The following is a 15,573-nucleotide window of genomic DNA, read 5'->3' as shown; positions in this document are numbered from 1 at the left end:
GAGGCGAGCGTGCACGATTTCCGCATGGACCCGGCCGGCATCCGAGATGAGGACATCAGGCGAGCCGAGGACGAGGCGGACAGAATCCTGGCATGGGTGGAGCGGGCGCAAGCCGCGCTCGACGAGCTCAGGGGTGTGGGCGAGAGCCCGTCAGGTCAGGTCGAGGCCACGGTGGCGGGGAACGGCCGGGTGCTCGACGTGACCATCAAGCCGCGGGCCATGCGCATGGACAGCGTGACGCTGTCGGAAGAAGTGCTGGAGGCGGTCGCGCGGGCCGGGCTCGACGTGGCGCGCCGTACGGAGGAGTTGATGCGCGAGGGCCTGCCCGGGTTCGAGCCCGGGGAGGCCGCCGCACAGATGGAGCGTGTCATGAACGCTCAGTGGAGATGACGCCGCGCCGGGGGAGCGCGGCGATCGTGGTGCCTGATCAGGCAGTTGTCCCGACCGGGTTCGCCGGAGCCTGGGCATGGAAGGCCAGGCTCCGGTTCATCGGCACAACTGCTTGATCACGCGATGGTGACGCTGCCGGGTATGTCAGGCGGCGGAGATGCCGGCGCTGGCCGCGCGGCGCATGCGACGGCGCCGCTCGGAGGCGCGCTCGTCTTCGTTGAGACCGCCCCACGTGCCGTACTTCTCGGGCCGGGACAGCGCGTAGTCAAGGCACTCGGTGCGGACGGGGCACTGGGCGCAGATCGCCTTGGCCTTCCGCTCACGTACGTCACGCTCGGGCTGCCGCTCCCCGTCGGGGCCGAAGAAGAGCACGAGGTCCTCACCCCGGCACGCGGCATCATCCTGCCAACCCCAGCTGGGGCGCGGGCGGGCGAGCTGCCGACGTACCTGAGACATGAGAAAACCACCTTCGTGAGAGGTATTTCGGATTTGAGCCGCATTGGACGCTTTTGGCGTCACTGTTCCAACGCAACGTAAGGCCGTGATGTTCCCTGTTCAGGCAAGAGCAGGCGTGGCGTACCGCACAGGCGCGAGCCTGTCCAGCGAAACCAGCCGGTAGGTGGTGATCGTCTCGGCGCAAGCCGTGCCACACGGCGCTGTGAACGCCGATGGCTCAACCACAACCTGGAGCCGGACGTCGCCGCAACGCACGATGGCTACGGTGACGTCACCGTCCGACCTGGAGGATTCCACGGCCACCGCGCCGACGGAGCGCTCTCCCGTATGGGCTCGGGCGAAGTGCTCGACGGCTTGCAATGGCTCAGGGATGCCTGCGCGTCCCCGGTAGCGGTCGAGAATGACCTCGCCCGACCGGTACGCGTTAGCCGCTGCCAGTGCAGCAGCCTGAGACATGCTGCCGTAGAAAATTCCGTGTGGCAAGCACACGAGGTTGGCGGCGTAGCGATCGCCGCCAACGTGTGACGTTTCCCACACTCTGTCCGGCAGAGAATCGGCCAGGAACCGAGCGAGGGGTAGTCCAATGCGGGCGCAGCACACATTGCGCTTGGCGTGCGTGCAGACCAGAAATACCGGCTCGTCTTCAAGTATGCAGGACTCCGGGACCACTCCGGCCACCAGCGCGTCCAGGTCAAGATCGTCAGGACCTGCGATGACGCCGCCGGCCAGCCAGGGGCGGTCGCCCGCGCCGTAGGCCAATAGCACACGGATGCCCTGCTCCCGTGGGCGGGTCCGCTTGCCGGGGCGGCGGATCAGCTGGGGCCTGATACCGCGTTCGAGTGCCCGGCGGACGAGTTCAGAGATTCTCTCAGGAAGTTCGAAGCTTTCCAGATGGGAGGGCCAGGCGCCGTTGTGCTCGATGAGCAGCCAGAGCCGGGCTCCCACGGTGGCGCTGGCCAGTGTGGGCACCTTCCCGGTGTGACACCCGACAGGATGCTCGCAGCCCCTCGCCAACGCTTCGCTCCCTCTTTCTCCGTTGAATTAGGTAAGACTAACCTAACGGATCGGCGGGCTCAGGCGTGGCTGGTTCGCTCCAGTACGTCCCGTGTCGCGGGCAGGGCGCGGTCCCTGTCCGTTCTGACCAGGCCGATCCGGGTCCGCCTGTCCAGCAGGTCGCCCTCGTCCAGCGCGCCCTCGTGCAGGACCGACCACATCAGCTCACCCTCGGTGATGCCGAGCCCGACCTCCTCCGGGTACGCCTTCACGAGCTCGTGCACGGCGCCGGCCTCGCTGCCGTACCGCTCGGTCAGTCGGGTGGGCAAACCGGACGGCTGGGGCCCGGCACCCACAAGCGGGATCTTCCGTGTGCGGCACCGGCCGGCAGGGAGTTTCCTGGACGAGACCGCTCGATCCACCGCGTCCTCGGCCATGCGCCGGTATGTCGTCAGCTTGCCCCCGACCACGGTGACCACGCCGCCGTCCGACACCACCGCGTGCTTCCGGGAGAGGTCCGCCGTGCGCCCGTCCGCTGCCAGGAGGGGCCTGAGGCCCGCGTAGACGCCCGCAACCGCCTCTCTGGTCACCGGAGTCCCCAGAATGCCGTTCAGCACCTCCAGGAGCGCTCTCACGTCCTCCTCGGGCACTTCGGGGACGTCGGGCACGGGCCCCTCCACGGGCTCGTCCGTGAGGCCGACGTACGCGCGGCCGTCGCGCTGCGGCAGAACGAGCGCGAACCTGTTGCTCTCTCCCGGTATGGGCACGTGCATGCCGGCGATCAGGCCCGGCAGGGTCCCCGGGCTCAGCACGAGGTGCGTGCCGCGGGACGGCCGCAGCTTCACCTGCGGATCGAGGGTGCCCGCCCACACCCCGGCGGCGTTGATCACCGCCCGGGCGCGGATGGTGAAGTGCTCGCCCGTCAGCTCGTCGCGCACGTCGGCGCCGCGGTCCGACAACCGCAGCGCACGGCAGCGGGTCAGCACGCGGGCGCCGTGCGCGGCGGCGGTCCTGGCGATCGCCACCACCAGCCGGGCGTCGTCGAGCAGCCGGCCGTCCCACGACAGCAGCGCGCCGCGCAGGCCGTCCACGTTCACCACGGGCGCCAGCGTGTGCGCCCTGGCCGCGTTGAGGCGCGTCGGGCCGGGGAGCAGGCGGCGCGGCGTGCGCGCGGCGGCGCGCAGGGCATCGCCGGCCCGGTAGCCCGCCATGATCAGCGCCGTCTGCCGCCGGGAGACCCCGGGGGTCAGCGGCAACACGTAAGGATGCGCCTTGACCAGGTGCGGAGCCGTCCTGCGCAGCAGGATCCCGCGCTCGACCGCGCTCTCGTAGGCGACGTCAAGCTGCCCCTTGGCCAGGTACCGCAGGCCGCCGTGGATCAGCTTCGAGCTCCACCTGGACGTGCCGAACGCCAGGTCGTGGGCGTCGATCGCGGCCACGCTCAGCCCGCGCGAGGCGGCGTCGAGCGCGGCGCCCGCACCCGTCGCGCCGAGCCCCACCACGAGCACGTCCACCCGTTCCTCGGCGACCTCGCGCAGCTCGCGGGCGCGGCGGCGGGCGTTCAGCGAACTCTTCACAGGTAGGCCTCCAGCAGGGCGGCGAGCTCGGTGTCGAGCTCGTCAAGCGTCACGGGGTCGAGCATGGTGGGCGCCGACAACAGGAACGACTGTGCCACCAGCAGCACCGCCCTGGCCTTGCGAGGGTCGCCGAGTGCCGGCTCCAGCACCCGCAGCACGGCCTCGTGGGTCGCGCCCCGGCGGTCGAGCAGGTAGGGGATGAGCAGGTCGGGATCCGCTTCCACGATCTTGCGCCACAGCGGGTGCGCGCGCAGCCCCCGCACCCCGGCGACCACCGCGCGCACCGGATCCGACATGTCCAGCTCCGCGACGACGCGCACCCATTCCCTGGTCATCACGTCGGCGACGAGCGTGCGCACGTCGGGCCAGCGGCGGTAGATCGTCATCCGGGACACGCCCGCCCGGCGCGCCACGTCCGTGAGGGTCGTCCTGCGGACCCCGTAGGCCAGCACGCAGTCGCGAGCCGCGTCAAGGACCCCGTCATTGTGACGAATCGACGTCATGTGTCACAGTGTAAGCATGCCTGGAGAACCGATGTCATGGTCGGGCTGGGGCGACCCGGCCAAGAGCCGCGAGCTGCCCGAGCAGGTGCGCAAGCTGCTCCACGACTTCCTCGGAGTGCGCGCGCCCGAGGCTCCCGCCGTGACACTGGAGTCGGTGCGGCTCCCGCCGATCGCCCTCGCCGAGCCGCAGGTGTCGGCGCTCGCCGGTGTCGCCGGGCCGGACCACGTGCTGACCTCGCACGAGGCCCGTGTTCGCCACACCCGCGGCAAGTCCACGCCCGACCTGCTGCGCATGCGTGCCGGCGACGGCTCCGACGCGCCCGACGCGGTGGTGCTGCCGGGCTCCCACGAGGAGGTCGCCAGGCTGCTGGAGCTGTGCGCGCGGGAGCGGATCGCCGTCGTGCCCTTCGGCGGCGGCACCTCGGTGGTGGGCGGGCTCGCGGCCGCCCGAGCCGGCTTCGCCGGCGTGATCGCGCTCGACCTGGCCAGGCTCGACCGGCTGCTCCGGGTGGACGCCAAGTCGATGGTGGCCGAGTTCGAGCCGGGCGTGCGGGCTCCCGACGCCGAGCGGCTGCTCGCCCCGTACGGCCTGACCCTCGGTCACTTCCCCCAGTCCTTCGAGTACGCCACGCTCGGCGGCTTCGCCGCGGCCCGCTCCAGCGGCCAGGCCTCCGCCGGGTACGGCCGCTTCGACGACATGGTCGTCGGCCTCACCGTGGCCACGCCGTCGGGCGACATGGAGCTCGGCCGGGCTCCCAAGTCGGCGGCGGGTCCCGATCTGCGGCAGCTCATGCTCGGCTCTGAGGGCGTCTTCGGGGTCATCACCGCGCTGCGGCTGCGCGTGCGGCGCGCCCCCGCCGAGCGGTTGTACGAAAGGTGGCGCTTCGCGTCGTTCGCCGCTGGACGCGAGGCTGTGCGGGCGATCGCCCAGGAAGGGCCGCTGCCGGCCGTGCTGCGGTTGTCCGACGAGAACGAGACGATGATCGGCCTGGCCAAGCCGGAGACGATCGAGCCGGGCGGCGAGGCGGGATGCCTGGCGATCGTCGGCTACGAGGGTCGGCCGGCGACCGGGCGCGACGTCGCGGACGGCTCGGCGGGCGGGGGGATCCCGCTCTCGACCCGGCGGGACGCCGTCGCGGCCGTGCTGGCGCGAATGGGCGGCGAGCCCGTCGGGGAAGTGTCCGGCAAGGAGTGGGAGCGCGGCCGCTTCTCGGCGCCCTATCTGCGTGACGCGCTGCTCGCGGCCGGCGCCACCGTGGAGACGCTGGAGACCGCCGGGTTCTGGTCCGATCTGCCGCGGCTCTACGACGCGGTGCGGCTGGCGCTGCTCGGCGAGCTCGGTTCTCCGCTGGTCATGTGCCACATCTCGCACGTGTACGAGACCGGCGCGTCGCTGTACTTCACCGTCGTGACCGCGCAGGAGGACGATCCCGTGGCGCAGTGGGAGCGGGCCAAGGCGGCGGCGAGCACGGCCATCGTCGAGGCGGGCGGGACGATCACGCACCACCACGGCGTCGGCCGCGATCATCGGGACGCCTACGCCGCCGAGCTCGGCCCGGCCGGCGTCGCCATCCTGCAGGCGGTCAAGTCGCGGCTCGACCCGGCCGGCATACTCAACCCCGGCGTGCTGATCCCCCGCTCCGGCTGACCTGGCCGGGCCTTCGTGCGGCCGGGCGTGCTGCGGCATCGGCGGGTCAGTCGTCCGGTGGCGGGGGGATCCCGTCCGCCTCGGCCAGCGCCGCGGCGGCCTCGCTGTAACGGTGGAGTGCTTCCAGCACGGCGGCCAGGCCGTGCAGCGAGACCACCAGCGGGGCGCCGCCCCTGGCACGGGTGAGCGCCACCGCCTCCTGGGCCAGCGGCAGGGCCTCCATCGCACGGCGGCGCTTGAGCAGCACCTTCGCCGCCGTGCGCAGGCAGCGCGCCAGCAGCTCCGTGTGCTCGCCGGGACTCTCCCTGGCCAGGGCCCGGCTCCGGGCGATGGCCTCCGTCAGGTAATCGATCGCGGAGTTACCCCACCGAGGCCGCTTCAGGGCATATGCCAGCAAACCCTCGATGGCCTTCGCTTCGGAGGTGCCTTTTCGGGTCGCGTCATCCGGGCCGTTACGCGTCATGGGAGCCTCCCCTAGGCCATCCCAACCGCTTGCTTGGGGGGTGAGGCTACACCATGGCGCACCATCTGTGTTCTCTGCGGTACGGAGAGTTCGGGATGCGCGAATGGTAGATCGCGGTAAAGATGTGGTCATGGTGGATGAGGAAGAAGTGGCAGCGGAGCGCAGAAAACAGCTTTCATCACGGATGTCGGAAGCGGGCGCGGGGTGGGCGTGCACGCAGAGCGGCACGTTTGACCAGCTCAGGCCCAATGGCCACGGGTTCAGCTGGCTGAATATGGCGACTCTCTGGCGTTCACGCAACGAGATCCTCGCCGGGTTGTTCGGCGATCCCTCGGGGGAGGTCCGGGCGCGGTGGGTGGCGGCTCAGGAAGCGCGGGGGATTAATCCGGAATTTCGTATCAAGCCACCCATTGGGGGAAATTTCAGTTTCCTGTTGCTCGGTGATACCGGCGAGGGCGACGCCTCTCAGTACGCCGTCGTTCCCGGAATGCTGAAAGCCGGTCAGGGAACGTCCTTCACCATCGTCGCCAGCGACGTCGTCTATCCGACGGGATCGGGCAACGAATACGGGGACAAGTTCTTCCGTCCGTACAAGGACTACGACGCCCCCATCTACGCGATCCCCGGCAACCACGACTGGTACGACGGCCTCGGCGGCTTCATGCGGGTCTTCTGCGACGCGCCGCCGCTCAAGCCCAAGCCGGACCCCGGTCTGCGCGGGCTGTTGTGGCGCAAGCCGGAGACGATCGACGAGGCGCGGCTGGCCGAGGCGCGCTCGCTCAGGGGCAAGCCGTCGCAGCAGGCCGAGCAGCCGGGGCCGTACTGGGCGATCGAGAGCGACAGCCTGCTCATCGTCGGCGTGGACACCGGCATCAGGAACGTGATCGACAAGGGGCAGACGGCGTGGTTGCGCCGCGTCTCGCTCGACCCGCGCCCGAAGATCCTCGTGACCGGCAAGCCCATCTACACCGGGAACGTCTACAAGCCCTCACCGCTGGAGGAGGGCGGCACGATTGACGACATCGTGCGCGACCCGGCGCACCGGTACGTCGCGGCCATCGGCGGAGACGTGCACAACTATCAGAGGTATCCGGTCAAGGTGGGCGACCGGGTGATCCAGTACGTCGTGGCGGGCGGTAGCGGCGCGTTCATGCACGCCACGCACACGATCGGCCGCGTCGACGTGGGAGGGGTGCACGAGGACGCCTTCAAGTGCTATCCGCTGCGCGGCGACTCGCTGTCGTTCTACAGCCAGCTGTACGCGCGCAGGCTGCGGATGAAGTGGCTCTCCCTCAGGCCCGACGAGGCTCTGTGCATCATGTCCGAGCACATCAAGAACCAGCCCGTCAGGACACCCGCGGGGCCCGTGAAGATCACCCGCCGGATGCGGTGGGCGGCGCGGCTGCTCGGCGCCTGGCCGTGGCCGTTCCGGCTGCCCGTGGACAAGGTGTTCCACCGCTACCTGTCCGAGTTGTCCGACTGGGACACTCCGCCGTTCTTCAAGCAGTTCCTGCACGTGTCGGTCACGCCCGAGGAGCTGACGTTGCGGTGCTTCGCCGCCACCGGGTGCCTGGCGCAGGAGGTGGAGCCGCCGGTGGAGGACGAGGTGCGCATCAGTTTGTCGTAGGCGTCTGTCACCCTTGACTGCGTGTATGTCGTGGTCGCCGGAGAGACGATGCTTCCGGCCGGGGGCACGGCTCGGCGCACCTCCGACCTGGCGGAGGCCGTGCGCGAGGTCGAGGCGGCCGAGCGGCCGCGGTGGGTGTGGGCCGACGCGCGGGAGACCTATCCGGCGCTGCTGCGGGCGGGCGTGCGGGTCTCGCGCTGCCACGACGTCGCGCTCACCGAAGGGCTGCTGCTGGCGTACGAGGGCCGCTACGGCGAGAATCGCTCGGCCAGGGCCGCCCACGCCCGGCTGCACGGGTTGCCGGTGCCCGACGAGCAGCCGCCGGACGCGCCCGGCACGCTCTTCGCCCCGGAGCCGCTCGCCGCGGAGGCGGTGGCCGAGGTGCTGGCCGATCAGCTGCGGCGCATCGAGGCGCTGCCGGAGTCCGGCAGGTTCAGGCTGCTGGTGGCGGCCGAGTCCGCGGGGGCGCTGACCGCGGCCGAGATGGCGCACGACGGCATGCCGTGGCGCAGGGACGTGCACGACGCGCTGCTGACCGAGCTGCTGGGGCCGCGGCCGGTGCACGGCATGCGGCCCGCCAAGCTGCAGGCGCTGGCCGACGAGGTGGCGGCGGCGTTCGGACATCCGGTCAATCCCGACTCGGTGCAGCAGTTGGTCAAGGCGTTCAAGGGGGCGGGGGTCGCGCTGAAGAGCACCCGGTCGTGGGAGCTCAAGCAGATCGACCATCCGGCGGTGGCGCCGCTGCTGGCATACAAGGAGCTGGCCCGGCTCTTCAGTTTCCACGGGTGGGTGTGGGCGGACCAGTGGGTGCGCGACGGGCGGTTCCGGCCTGAATACGTGGTGGGCGGCGTGGTGTCCGGGCGGTGGGCCACCAGCGGGGGCGGGGCGCTGCAGATACCCAAAGTGATGCGGCGGGTGGTGGTCGCCGACGACGGCTGGACGCTGATCGTCGCCGACGCGGCGCAGCTGGAGCCTCGTGTGCTCGCCGCGATGGCCGGGGACATGGGGCTGGCCAGGGCCGCCGGCGAGATCGATCTGTACTCGGCGCTGGCGCAGTCCTTCGGCGGGCAGCGGGACAACGCCAAGATCGCGATGCTGTCCGCCATGTACGGCGGCACCAGCGGGGACGCGCCCAAGCTGCTGGCGATGATGCGGCAGCGCTTTCCCCAGGCATACCAGTTCGTGGAGGACGCGGCCAAGGCGGGGGAGGAGGGGCGGCTCGTGCGGTCCTGGCTCGGCCGCACCAGCCCGCCGCCCTCGTCCCGGTGGAAGGAGCTGGTGTCGGGGCCCGAAGGCGGGCGTGCGGCCAGGGACCGTGGGCGGTTCACCCGAAACTTCGTGGTGCAGGGGACGGCCGCGGAGTGGGCGCTGGCGCTGCTCGCGGTGTTGCGGGGGTTGCTGCCTCCACCTGCGCGGCTGGTGTTCTTCCAGCATGACGAGGTGATGGTGCACTGCCCGATCGGGCAGGCCGAGGAGGTGATGGCGGCCGTGACGGCGGCGGCGGAGGAGGCCAGCAGGCTGCTGTTCGGACGGACGCCGGTGCGGTTTCCGATGGAGGCGGTCGCCGTCACCTGCTACGCCGACGCGAAATGACCGGCTGCCCGGCGCCGCTGGACCGACGCCGACTCACCACCTCACCCGCTGCCATATCACCGCGCGCCGTCACCCGGTGAGGTCAGGCGGGGGGTGCGGTGGTGGGTGGTGGCGAGCCAGAGGCCCGCGACCGTGACCATGGCGCCGACGCCCAGTCCGAGAGCGCCGTAGGACAGGACGCCGACGATGACGCCCGCCACGATCGTGCCCGTGGCGCCGCAGACGTTCATCAGCAGGTCGGAAAGCCCTTGGACGGCCGGGCGGCGGTCGATCGGGACGGACTCCGTGACCAGGGCGGAGCCGGCCACCAGCCCGCATGACCAGCCCAGACCGAGCAGCACCAGCCCCGCCGTCACCTGCCACACGCGGTGCCCCGCCGTGCCGGCCAGCACGGCGGCGCTGAGCAGCAGGGCCATGCCGAGCACCAGCACCGGCACCTTGCCGGCCTTGTCGGCCAGCCAGCCCACGACCGGGGACAGCACGTACATGCCCGCGATGTGCAGGCTGATCACGAGCCCGATGACGTCCAGGTTCGAGCCGTCGTGGTGGAGCTTGACCGGGGTCATCGACATGACGGACACCATCGCCGTGTGGCTGACCGCGATCATGACCAGTGCCCGGCGGGCCATCGGGGTGGTGCGGAGGGTCTGCCAGGCGGTCCTGACCGTGCGGTGGCGTCCCGAGCCGGGAGGCCCGGCGCCGTTGAGCCGCCGGGCCAGCGTGAGCGGGTCGGGCCGCAGGAAGGCGATGATCACGACCAGTGCCAGCGCGAACGCCAGCGCCGCGAACGCGAACGGCCCCGCCTTCTCCACCAGCCCCAGCCGCATGCCGATCTGGTCGGCGGGCCTGGCCAGGTTGGGGCCCGCGACCGAGCCGATCGTGGAGGCCCAGACGACCAGCGACAGGTGCCGGGCCGAGCGGCCCCGCGGCGCCAGGTCCGTCGCCGAGTACCGCGCCGCCAGGCCCCCCGCGGTGCCGCCGCCCACGAGCACCAGCCCGGCCAGCAGCAGCGGCCACGACCGCAGGCTGATCGCGACCACGGAGATCGCGCAGCCCGTCAGCGCCGCCACGTACGCCAGCGTCAGCCCCGCGCGGCGCCCGCCCTTGCCGGAGGCCTTGGCCGTCGGCAGGGCCAGCAGCGCGGCGCCGAGCACGGTGGCCGTCCCCGCGAAGCCGCTGATGACCGTGGACCCCGACAGCTCGTCCACCACGACGGAGCTGAGCGCCAGCCCGACGGCGACCCCCACGCCGCCCATGATCTGTGCGACGGACAACACGCTCAAGGTGCGGCGCTGGACGATGCGAATCCGGTCAGAAGGGGAGACAGCGGGCTTGGTGGGGGTGCTGGTCACCTGTGAAGTCTCGCATAGCCCCCAACATCACCCTAAAGAGGACAGTAATCCTTTTCCCTCAGGGAAGCCCCATTTCTGCGCTGTTTCAGAGAAGGGTGATGGAGTCTCCCGTCGCGATCCGGCCGGGTCCGTCCGGGATCAGGTTGATGCCGAACCAGACCTTGCCGTCCCACTTGCGATGCTTGGACAGCGTCCGGATGGGCTCCTTGCCCTTGGTGTACGTGGCCGTGTCGACCGTGGTCAGCACGCACCGGTCGCACCCCTTGGACACCCGGAAGTCGACCGCCCCGATGCGCACCCGCTTCCACTCGTCCTCGGCGAAGGGCGTGCCCACGCCGTCGATCACCACGTTCGGCCGGAACCGGTGCATCGGCAGCGGCTTGGGCGCTTCCTCGCCGCGCTCCTGCGCGCCCTCGACGATCCAGTCGTTGAGCTGGGCGAGCGAGGCGGTGGACGTCAGCAGCAGCGGGTAGCCATCGGCCAGGCTGACGCGGTCCTCCGGGCGTCCGTGGTCGGGATTGACCGGGCGGCGGGTCGGGTCGTCGAGCCACTTCAGCCGGACCGGCCGCCCCGCCAGCTCCGACAACCAGCGTGCCGCGTCATCACCACAGTCGGTGAGCTCCACCGGCGTGCGCCCCACGAGGACCGTGGACATCGTGTCGTCCGGGGTGACCCGCAGCGGAGCGGCGTGCGGGCCGGTCAGCGTGAGCGTGCCGCCATCGACCCTGGCCACGCAGGCCAGCAGGAGCGGTTGCTCGCGAGCGGTCAGGACCTCGCCGCGCTCGTCGGTGATCAGGTAGCGCCGGTCGTCAGCCAGCCCCCAGGGCTGCACTTCGGCCTCGTGGATCTCATGTCCAGCGGTGGACTTGACGGGATAAAAGTGGATGCTCGCCAGCCTCATACGGCCGACCGTACCTCACCGGCCGCAGCCGGCTCCGGCGCGGTCGCGTCCGCGCGGTGCAGGCGTCCGGCGAGGGCCACTGTGACGAGGGAGACGACGCCGATCGCGGCGCCGATCCAGGCCACCGACGGGTAGCCGAGGCCCGCGCCGATCGACAGGCCGCCCAGCCAGGGGCCTACGGTGATGCCGACGTTGAAGGCGGAGACGTTCACGGCGGCGGCGAGCGTGGGGGCGTTCTTGGCCAAGGTGAAGACGCGGGTGTTGAGCGCGGGGTTGGTGGCGAAGCCGAACGCGCCGAGCAGGAAGATCAGCGGTATGGCGAGGAGCGGGACGGACGCGGTCAAGGCCAGTGCGGCCGAGCTGAGGACGAGGCCCGCGACGCCGATGGAGAGGGACAGGAACGGGCGGGCGTCGGCGGTCCTGCCGCCGATCGTGATGCCGATCAGGCAGCCGACGCCGTAGAGGGCCAGGACGGCGGGCACCCACGCGGAGTCCAGGCCCGTGGTGTCGACGAGCATCGCGCTCAGGTAGCTGAAGGAGGCCAGGAGGGCGCCCGTCGTGAGTGCGGTGGTGCTGTAGGACAGCCATAGGCGAGGGCTGGTCATCGAGCGCAGTTCGTCAGCGAGGCGCGGTACGGCCCCGCCCGTGCCGGCGCCCTCGGTTCCGGTCGCGGTCGCTTGCCGGCCGCTCGGGATGGTGGCGAGGATGCCGGCGCCGGCGAGGGCCGACAAGGCCGCGACCGCCCAGAACGCCGCCCGCCAGCCGAGGTGCTGGCCGATGACGGTGCCGGCGGACAGGCCGATGATGGTCGCGACGGTCAGCCCGCCGGCGAGCACGCTCATCGCCTTGCCGCGGCTGTTCGCCGGCACCAGGCCGATCACGGTGCTCGCGGCCACGGCCCAGAAGCCCGCGTACACGAAGGCGCCGACGACCCTGGTGGCGAACAACATGCCGTAGCTCGACGTCAGCGCGCCCACGACGTGCGACAGCGCGAAGACCACGAGGAACGCCAGCAGCGCCGTGCGGCGCGGCCAGCGCAGCGTGACGGCGGCCAGCACCGGCGCGCCGACCAGCATCCCCATCGCGAACGCCGAGATCAGCAGCCCCGCCTGGGGCACCGACACACCCAGGTCTGCGGCCATCTCGGGGAGCAGCCCGGCCAGCATGAGCTCCGAGGTGCCCTGAGCGAAGATCGACAGGCCAAGTATGTAGACCGCCAACGGCATGGCGGACTCCCTTCCTGATTTTGGATTGATCAGTTCAAAACGCGGGCGTGAAAAAGTCAGACGGCGTCGAGCGCGGTTCGCGCGACGGACTCGAGCGCGGCCCGGCCGGCGCCGCCGCGGGCCATGACGCGCAGCCCGCTGACCGTGGCGAACACGAAGCGCGCCAGTGTGAGCGGGTCCTTGGCCGCGTCGATCTCGCCCCGCGCGCGGGCGCTCTCGAACGCCGCGCGCATCATCTCGAACCGCTTGTCGTTGTCGCGCCGCAGCAGCTCGGCCACCTCCGGGTCGCGCGGGGCCAGCTCGATCATGGAGTTGACCACCAGGCAGCCCGCCGGATCGCCGGGGTCGGGCTCGACGGCCCACCAGAGCACGGTCCTGACCTTCTCCTTGATGGGCAGGTCGCCGTCCATCAGCTCGGCAAGGGCGGCGTTGCGCTCGTCCATGTAGTGGCGCAACGCCTTCTCGAACAGGTCGTGCTTGCCGGCGAACGTGTTGTAGATGCTGCTGCGCCCCAGTCCGGTGGCCGCGCACAGGTCCTGCGTCGAGGTGGCTTCGTAGCCCGCCTTCCAGAACGCGCGCATGGCAGCCTCGACCGCCCGCTCCTCCTCGAACTTCCTCGGTCGCGCCATGTTCCGCACGTTAGCACGTTTTGGAACGATCGGTGCAATACCTTGGGGCTAGGTCGTCTTCCTGAAGGTGTCCAGGAAGACCTGCCGCGTGTCGGCCTCGTCGTCCCACTTGAGCTCGGGCAGGTCGAACATGATCTTGAACGCGGTGCTGTTGTCGATGGTGACGTACCTGGTCAGCGCGTGCATCGGGACGCCGTTGGCGGTGGTGTAGGTGTACTCCCAGTCGGCCGCCTTCCAGCCGCGGTAGTCCACCGCCTGCAACTGCACCTGGATGTAGCTCTCCAGGCCGCCGTCGGCCTCCAGCCTGCCGAGCTCGGACAGCCCGCCGTCGGCCTGCGGGGTCGCCTCCTCCACGAGGACCCGGATGCCGGAGTCCTTCGGCCCGGTGAACGTGGCCTGGCCGCCCGACGAGGCCAGCTTCCAGTCCTCGGGCACGGCGACGGAGAAGCCGGCCGGAGTGTGCTCCTTGTACCCCTCGGGCACGACCGATGGGTCGGCCTGCAGCGCCTTGTCGGTGGCGGCCGTGGCGGCCGGCGTGCTCAGGGCGGCCTCGGGTGTGCTGCCGGACGACAGGACGACCATCACGGCGCCGATGACGACGGCCAGCGCCACCAGCGCGCTGACGATCGTGAGCGGCGTCGGCCGCCCGTCGCGCATCCAGGGCCCGTCGTCCACCTCCGGCCTGCGCCTGCTCTTGCCCGGGCGCGGCCCGGCGGTCGGCAGGCTGGCCAGGCGGCTGTTGCCGGTTTCGTGCGACAGGTTGCGCGAATGCTCGCGCAGGTCGTCGGCGGAGGCCAGCGGCCACGGGGTCGCGCCGGAGGTCGTGGACGAGCGGCTGTCGGTGGTCAGCGGCAGGATCGGCGGCGGATGCGGCCCCGACGGGCCGTCCAAGTCGTCGTCGAAGGCCCGGCGCGGGCCTGTCGAGAACCCCGGCGGCGTCTGCGGTCCCGTGCCGAAGGAGCCCGGCAGCTGGTCGGTCCGGTGGCTGCCCGACGGGGTGGACAGCCCGTCGTACGGCATCGAGTGGCCGCCCGACGGGCTGCTCAGCGGGTCGTACGGCACGCGTACCGGCCCCGAGGGCGTCTCCACGATCCGCGACGGCATCGGCCCCGACGGCGTGTCGAGCGGCGGCAGCAGCGCCGCGGGCGTCGGGTCGGCCGGGCTGGGCAGCGTCTCGGGCTTGCGCGGGCGGGCGGAGCCGTGGGCCCGCAGCACCGCCTCCAGCATCTCCATGACCTGCGTGGCGGTCAGCCGCTCGGTGGGGTTCTTGCGGAGCAGCCCCTCGATCACCGGCATCAGCGAGCCGGCCCGCTGCGGTGTGATCGGGGGCTGCGTGAGCACCTGGCCGAGCACCGCTACCGGGTCGGGCCCCTCGTACGGCGGCCGCCCCTCGACGGCCGCGTACAACGTCGCCCCGAACGACCACAGGTCGGCCGCCTGCGTGATCGGCTGCCCCGACAGCCGCTCCGGCGGGATGTACGCCGGCGACCCCATGAGCAGCCCGGTCTGCGTGATGTTGACGTCGCCTTCGATGGCGGCGATGCCGAAGTCGGTCAGCACCACCCGGTCCTGGGTCAGCAGCACGTTGCCCGGCTTGATGTCGCGGTGCAGGATCCCGGCGGCGTGCGCGTGCGTGAGCGCGTCCAGCACGCGGATGCCGATCTCGGCGGCCTGGATCACCGGGAGCGGCCCGCTCTGGCGTACCGCCTGCTCCAGCGACCACGCCCGGACCAGCTCCATCACGATCCAGGGGCGGCCGTCCTCCTCGACCACGTCATGCACGGTCACGATGCCGGGATGCGTCAGGCGCGCGGCCGACCTGGCTTCACGCAGCATGCGCCGGTGCGCCACTTGCTTGCCCGCGTGGTCGAGGCCGTAGGAGAGGATCAGCTCCTTGACCGCGACGTCCCGGTCGAGCAGGACGTCGTGGGCGTGCCAGACCATGCCCATGCCGCCCCTGCCGACCGGCGACATGAGACGGTAGCGCCTGCCGATCAGGCGGCCCTGGCTCTGCGGGGCGCCACTCGGGGCACTTCCCTCTCCGCCGGGACCGCTCAGCAAGCGGTCGGCTGCCATCTTCCCGCCCCCATCTCGCCTCATCCGTCACGTGCGTCTTCACGCTACTTGCAGATTATTGAGGTTCGACACGATATCGGCGGGGAATCCGTAATGGAAGCTGATGCCCCTTTACAGCGCTGCTGACGTGCTGATATAT

General features: G+C 71.2%; 14 protein-coding genes. 4 read left to right on the top strand and 10 right to left on the bottom strand.

Annotated features, from left to right (window positions below):
* The first annotated feature begins 24 nt into the window (after positions 1 to 24).
* The gene (locus tag EDD27_RS28110; RefSeq protein ID WP_127935048.1) at positions 25 to 390 is read left to right on the top strand and encodes a YbaB/EbfC family nucleoid-associated protein; all 366 of its coding nucleotides are present in this window, start codon (positions 25 to 27) and stop codon (positions 388 to 390) included.
* Between the two features lie 144 nt (positions 391 to 534).
* Here EDD27_RS28110 and EDD27_RS28105 read toward each other — a convergent pair whose 3' ends face one another.
* From EDD27_RS28105 to EDD27_RS28090, 4 genes are all read right to left on the bottom strand, one after another.
* Positions 535 to 846, bottom strand: a complete 312-nt coding sequence (locus EDD27_RS28105; protein ID WP_101784355.1) for a WhiB family transcriptional regulator — start codon at positions 844 to 846, stop codon at positions 535 to 537.
* A 99-nt stretch (positions 847 to 945) separates the two neighbouring features.
* The gene (locus EDD27_RS28100; protein WP_241564293.1) at positions 946 to 1,815 is read right to left on the bottom strand and encodes a sucrase ferredoxin; all 870 of its coding nucleotides are present in this window, start codon (positions 1,813 to 1,815) and stop codon (positions 946 to 948) included.
* A gap of 104 nt (positions 1,816 to 1,919) precedes the next feature.
* The gene (locus EDD27_RS28095) at positions 1,920 to 3,416 is read right to left on the bottom strand and encodes a glycerol-3-phosphate dehydrogenase/oxidase (RefSeq protein WP_127935046.1); all 1,497 of its coding nucleotides are present in this window, start codon (positions 3,414 to 3,416) and stop codon (positions 1,920 to 1,922) included.
* Positions 3,413 to 3,919 carry a TetR/AcrR family transcriptional regulator gene (locus tag EDD27_RS28090; RefSeq protein WP_127935045.1) on the bottom strand — a complete coding sequence of 169 codons (507 nt, stop codon included), beginning with the start codon at positions 3,917 to 3,919 and terminating at the stop codon, positions 3,413 to 3,415. The genes EDD27_RS28095 and EDD27_RS28090 overlap by 4 nt, the downstream gene beginning before the upstream one ends.
* Before the next feature lie 31 nt (positions 3,920 to 3,950).
* Between EDD27_RS28090 and EDD27_RS28085 the strand changes: the two genes are divergently transcribed.
* Positions 3,951 to 5,567, top strand: coding sequence for an FAD-binding oxidoreductase (locus EDD27_RS28085; protein ID WP_127941008.1), 1,617 nt, complete (start codon positions 3,951 to 3,953; stop codon positions 5,565 to 5,567).
* Positions 5,568 to 5,613: 46 nt separating this feature from the next.
* Here EDD27_RS28085 and EDD27_RS28080 read toward each other — a convergent pair whose 3' ends face one another.
* Positions 5,614 to 6,030 (bottom strand): hypothetical protein, encoded by a 417-nt coding sequence (locus EDD27_RS28080; RefSeq protein ID WP_127935044.1) that lies wholly within the window; start codon positions 6,028 to 6,030, stop codon positions 5,614 to 5,616.
* Positions 6,031 to 6,463: 433 nt separating this feature from the next.
* Here EDD27_RS28080 and EDD27_RS28075 point away from each other — a divergent pair, with 433 nt between their 5' ends.
* Positions 6,464 to 7,657: a metallophosphoesterase family protein gene (locus EDD27_RS28075; RefSeq protein ID WP_241564292.1), complete on the top strand. Its 1,194-nt coding sequence runs from the start codon at positions 6,464 to 6,466 to the stop codon at positions 7,655 to 7,657.
* A 48-nt stretch (positions 7,658 to 7,705) separates the two neighbouring features.
* Complete coding sequence (locus EDD27_RS28070) at positions 7,706 to 9,250, top strand: bifunctional 3'-5' exonuclease/DNA polymerase (RefSeq protein WP_127941007.1); 1,545 nt, start codon at positions 7,706 to 7,708, stop codon at positions 9,248 to 9,250.
* A gap of 56 nt (positions 9,251 to 9,306) precedes the next feature.
* On the opposite strand, the gene EDD27_RS28065 is transcribed toward EDD27_RS28070, so the two are convergent.
* From EDD27_RS28065 to EDD27_RS28045, 5 genes are all read right to left on the bottom strand, one after another.
* Complete coding sequence (locus EDD27_RS28065; protein ID WP_241564291.1) at positions 9,307 to 10,602, bottom strand: MFS transporter; 1,296 nt, start codon at positions 10,600 to 10,602, stop codon at positions 9,307 to 9,309.
* Positions 10,603 to 10,687: 85 nt separating this feature from the next.
* On the bottom strand, positions 10,688 to 11,503 hold the full coding sequence (locus EDD27_RS28060; protein WP_127935042.1) for an MOSC domain-containing protein: 816 nt from the start codon (positions 11,501 to 11,503) through the stop codon (positions 10,688 to 10,690).
* Positions 11,500 to 12,729 carry a Cmx/CmrA family chloramphenicol efflux MFS transporter gene (locus EDD27_RS28055; RefSeq protein WP_127935041.1) on the bottom strand — a complete coding sequence of 410 codons (1,230 nt, stop codon included), beginning with the start codon at positions 12,727 to 12,729 and terminating at the stop codon, positions 11,500 to 11,502. Before EDD27_RS28055 ends, EDD27_RS28060 begins: the two co-directional genes overlap by 4 nt.
* 56 nt (positions 12,730 to 12,785) lie before the next feature.
* Positions 12,786 to 13,358 (bottom strand): TetR/AcrR family transcriptional regulator, encoded by a 573-nt coding sequence (locus tag EDD27_RS28050; protein WP_127935040.1) that lies wholly within the window; start codon positions 13,356 to 13,358, stop codon positions 12,786 to 12,788.
* A gap of 48 nt (positions 13,359 to 13,406) precedes the next feature.
* Positions 13,407 to 15,434: a serine/threonine-protein kinase gene (locus EDD27_RS28045; RefSeq protein WP_164903822.1), complete on the bottom strand. Its 2,028-nt coding sequence runs from the start codon at positions 15,432 to 15,434 to the stop codon at positions 13,407 to 13,409.
* Positions 15,435 to 15,573 lie beyond the last annotated feature (139 nt).

The organism is Nonomuraea polychroma (assembly GCF_004011505.1).
GTDB lineage: Bacteria > Actinomycetota > Actinomycetes > Streptosporangiales > Streptosporangiaceae > Nonomuraea > Nonomuraea polychroma.
Note: the sequence above shows the minus strand (reverse complement) of the source record. Positions and strands in the feature narration are given on the sequence as shown.

Coding starts and splice junctions, on each gene's coding strand:
- EDD27_RS28110 (WP_127935048.1), top strand. CDS start 25: ATGGACCCGGCCGGCATCCGAGATGAGGACATCAGGCGAGCCGAGGAC.
- EDD27_RS28105 (WP_101784355.1), bottom strand. CDS start 846: ATGTCTCAGGTACGTCGGCAGCTCGCCCGCCCGCGCCCCAGCTGGGGT.
- EDD27_RS28090 (WP_127935045.1), bottom strand. CDS start 3,919: ATGACGTCGATTCGTCACAATGACGGGGTCCTTGACGCGGCTCGCGAC.
- EDD27_RS28085 (WP_127941008.1), top strand. CDS start 3,951: ATGTCATGGTCGGGCTGGGGCGACCCGGCCAAGAGCCGCGAGCTGCCC.
- EDD27_RS28080 (WP_127935044.1), bottom strand. CDS start 6,030: ATGACGCGTAACGGCCCGGATGACGCGACCCGAAAAGGCACCTCCGAA.
- EDD27_RS28070 (WP_127941007.1), top strand. CDS start 7,706: ATGCTTCCGGCCGGGGGCACGGCTCGGCGCACCTCCGACCTGGCGGAG.
- EDD27_RS28060 (WP_127935042.1), bottom strand. CDS start 11,503: ATGAGGCTGGCGAGCATCCACTTTTATCCCGTCAAGTCCACCGCTGGA.
- EDD27_RS28055 (WP_127935041.1), bottom strand. CDS start 12,729: ATGCCGTTGGCGGTCTACATACTTGGCCTGTCGATCTTCGCTCAGGGC.
- EDD27_RS28050 (WP_127935040.1), bottom strand. CDS start 13,358: ATGGCGCGACCGAGGAAGTTCGAGGAGGAGCGGGCGGTCGAGGCTGCC.
- EDD27_RS28045 (WP_164903822.1), bottom strand. CDS start 15,434: ATGGCAGCCGACCGCTTGCTGAGCGGTCCCGGCGGAGAGGGAAGTGCC.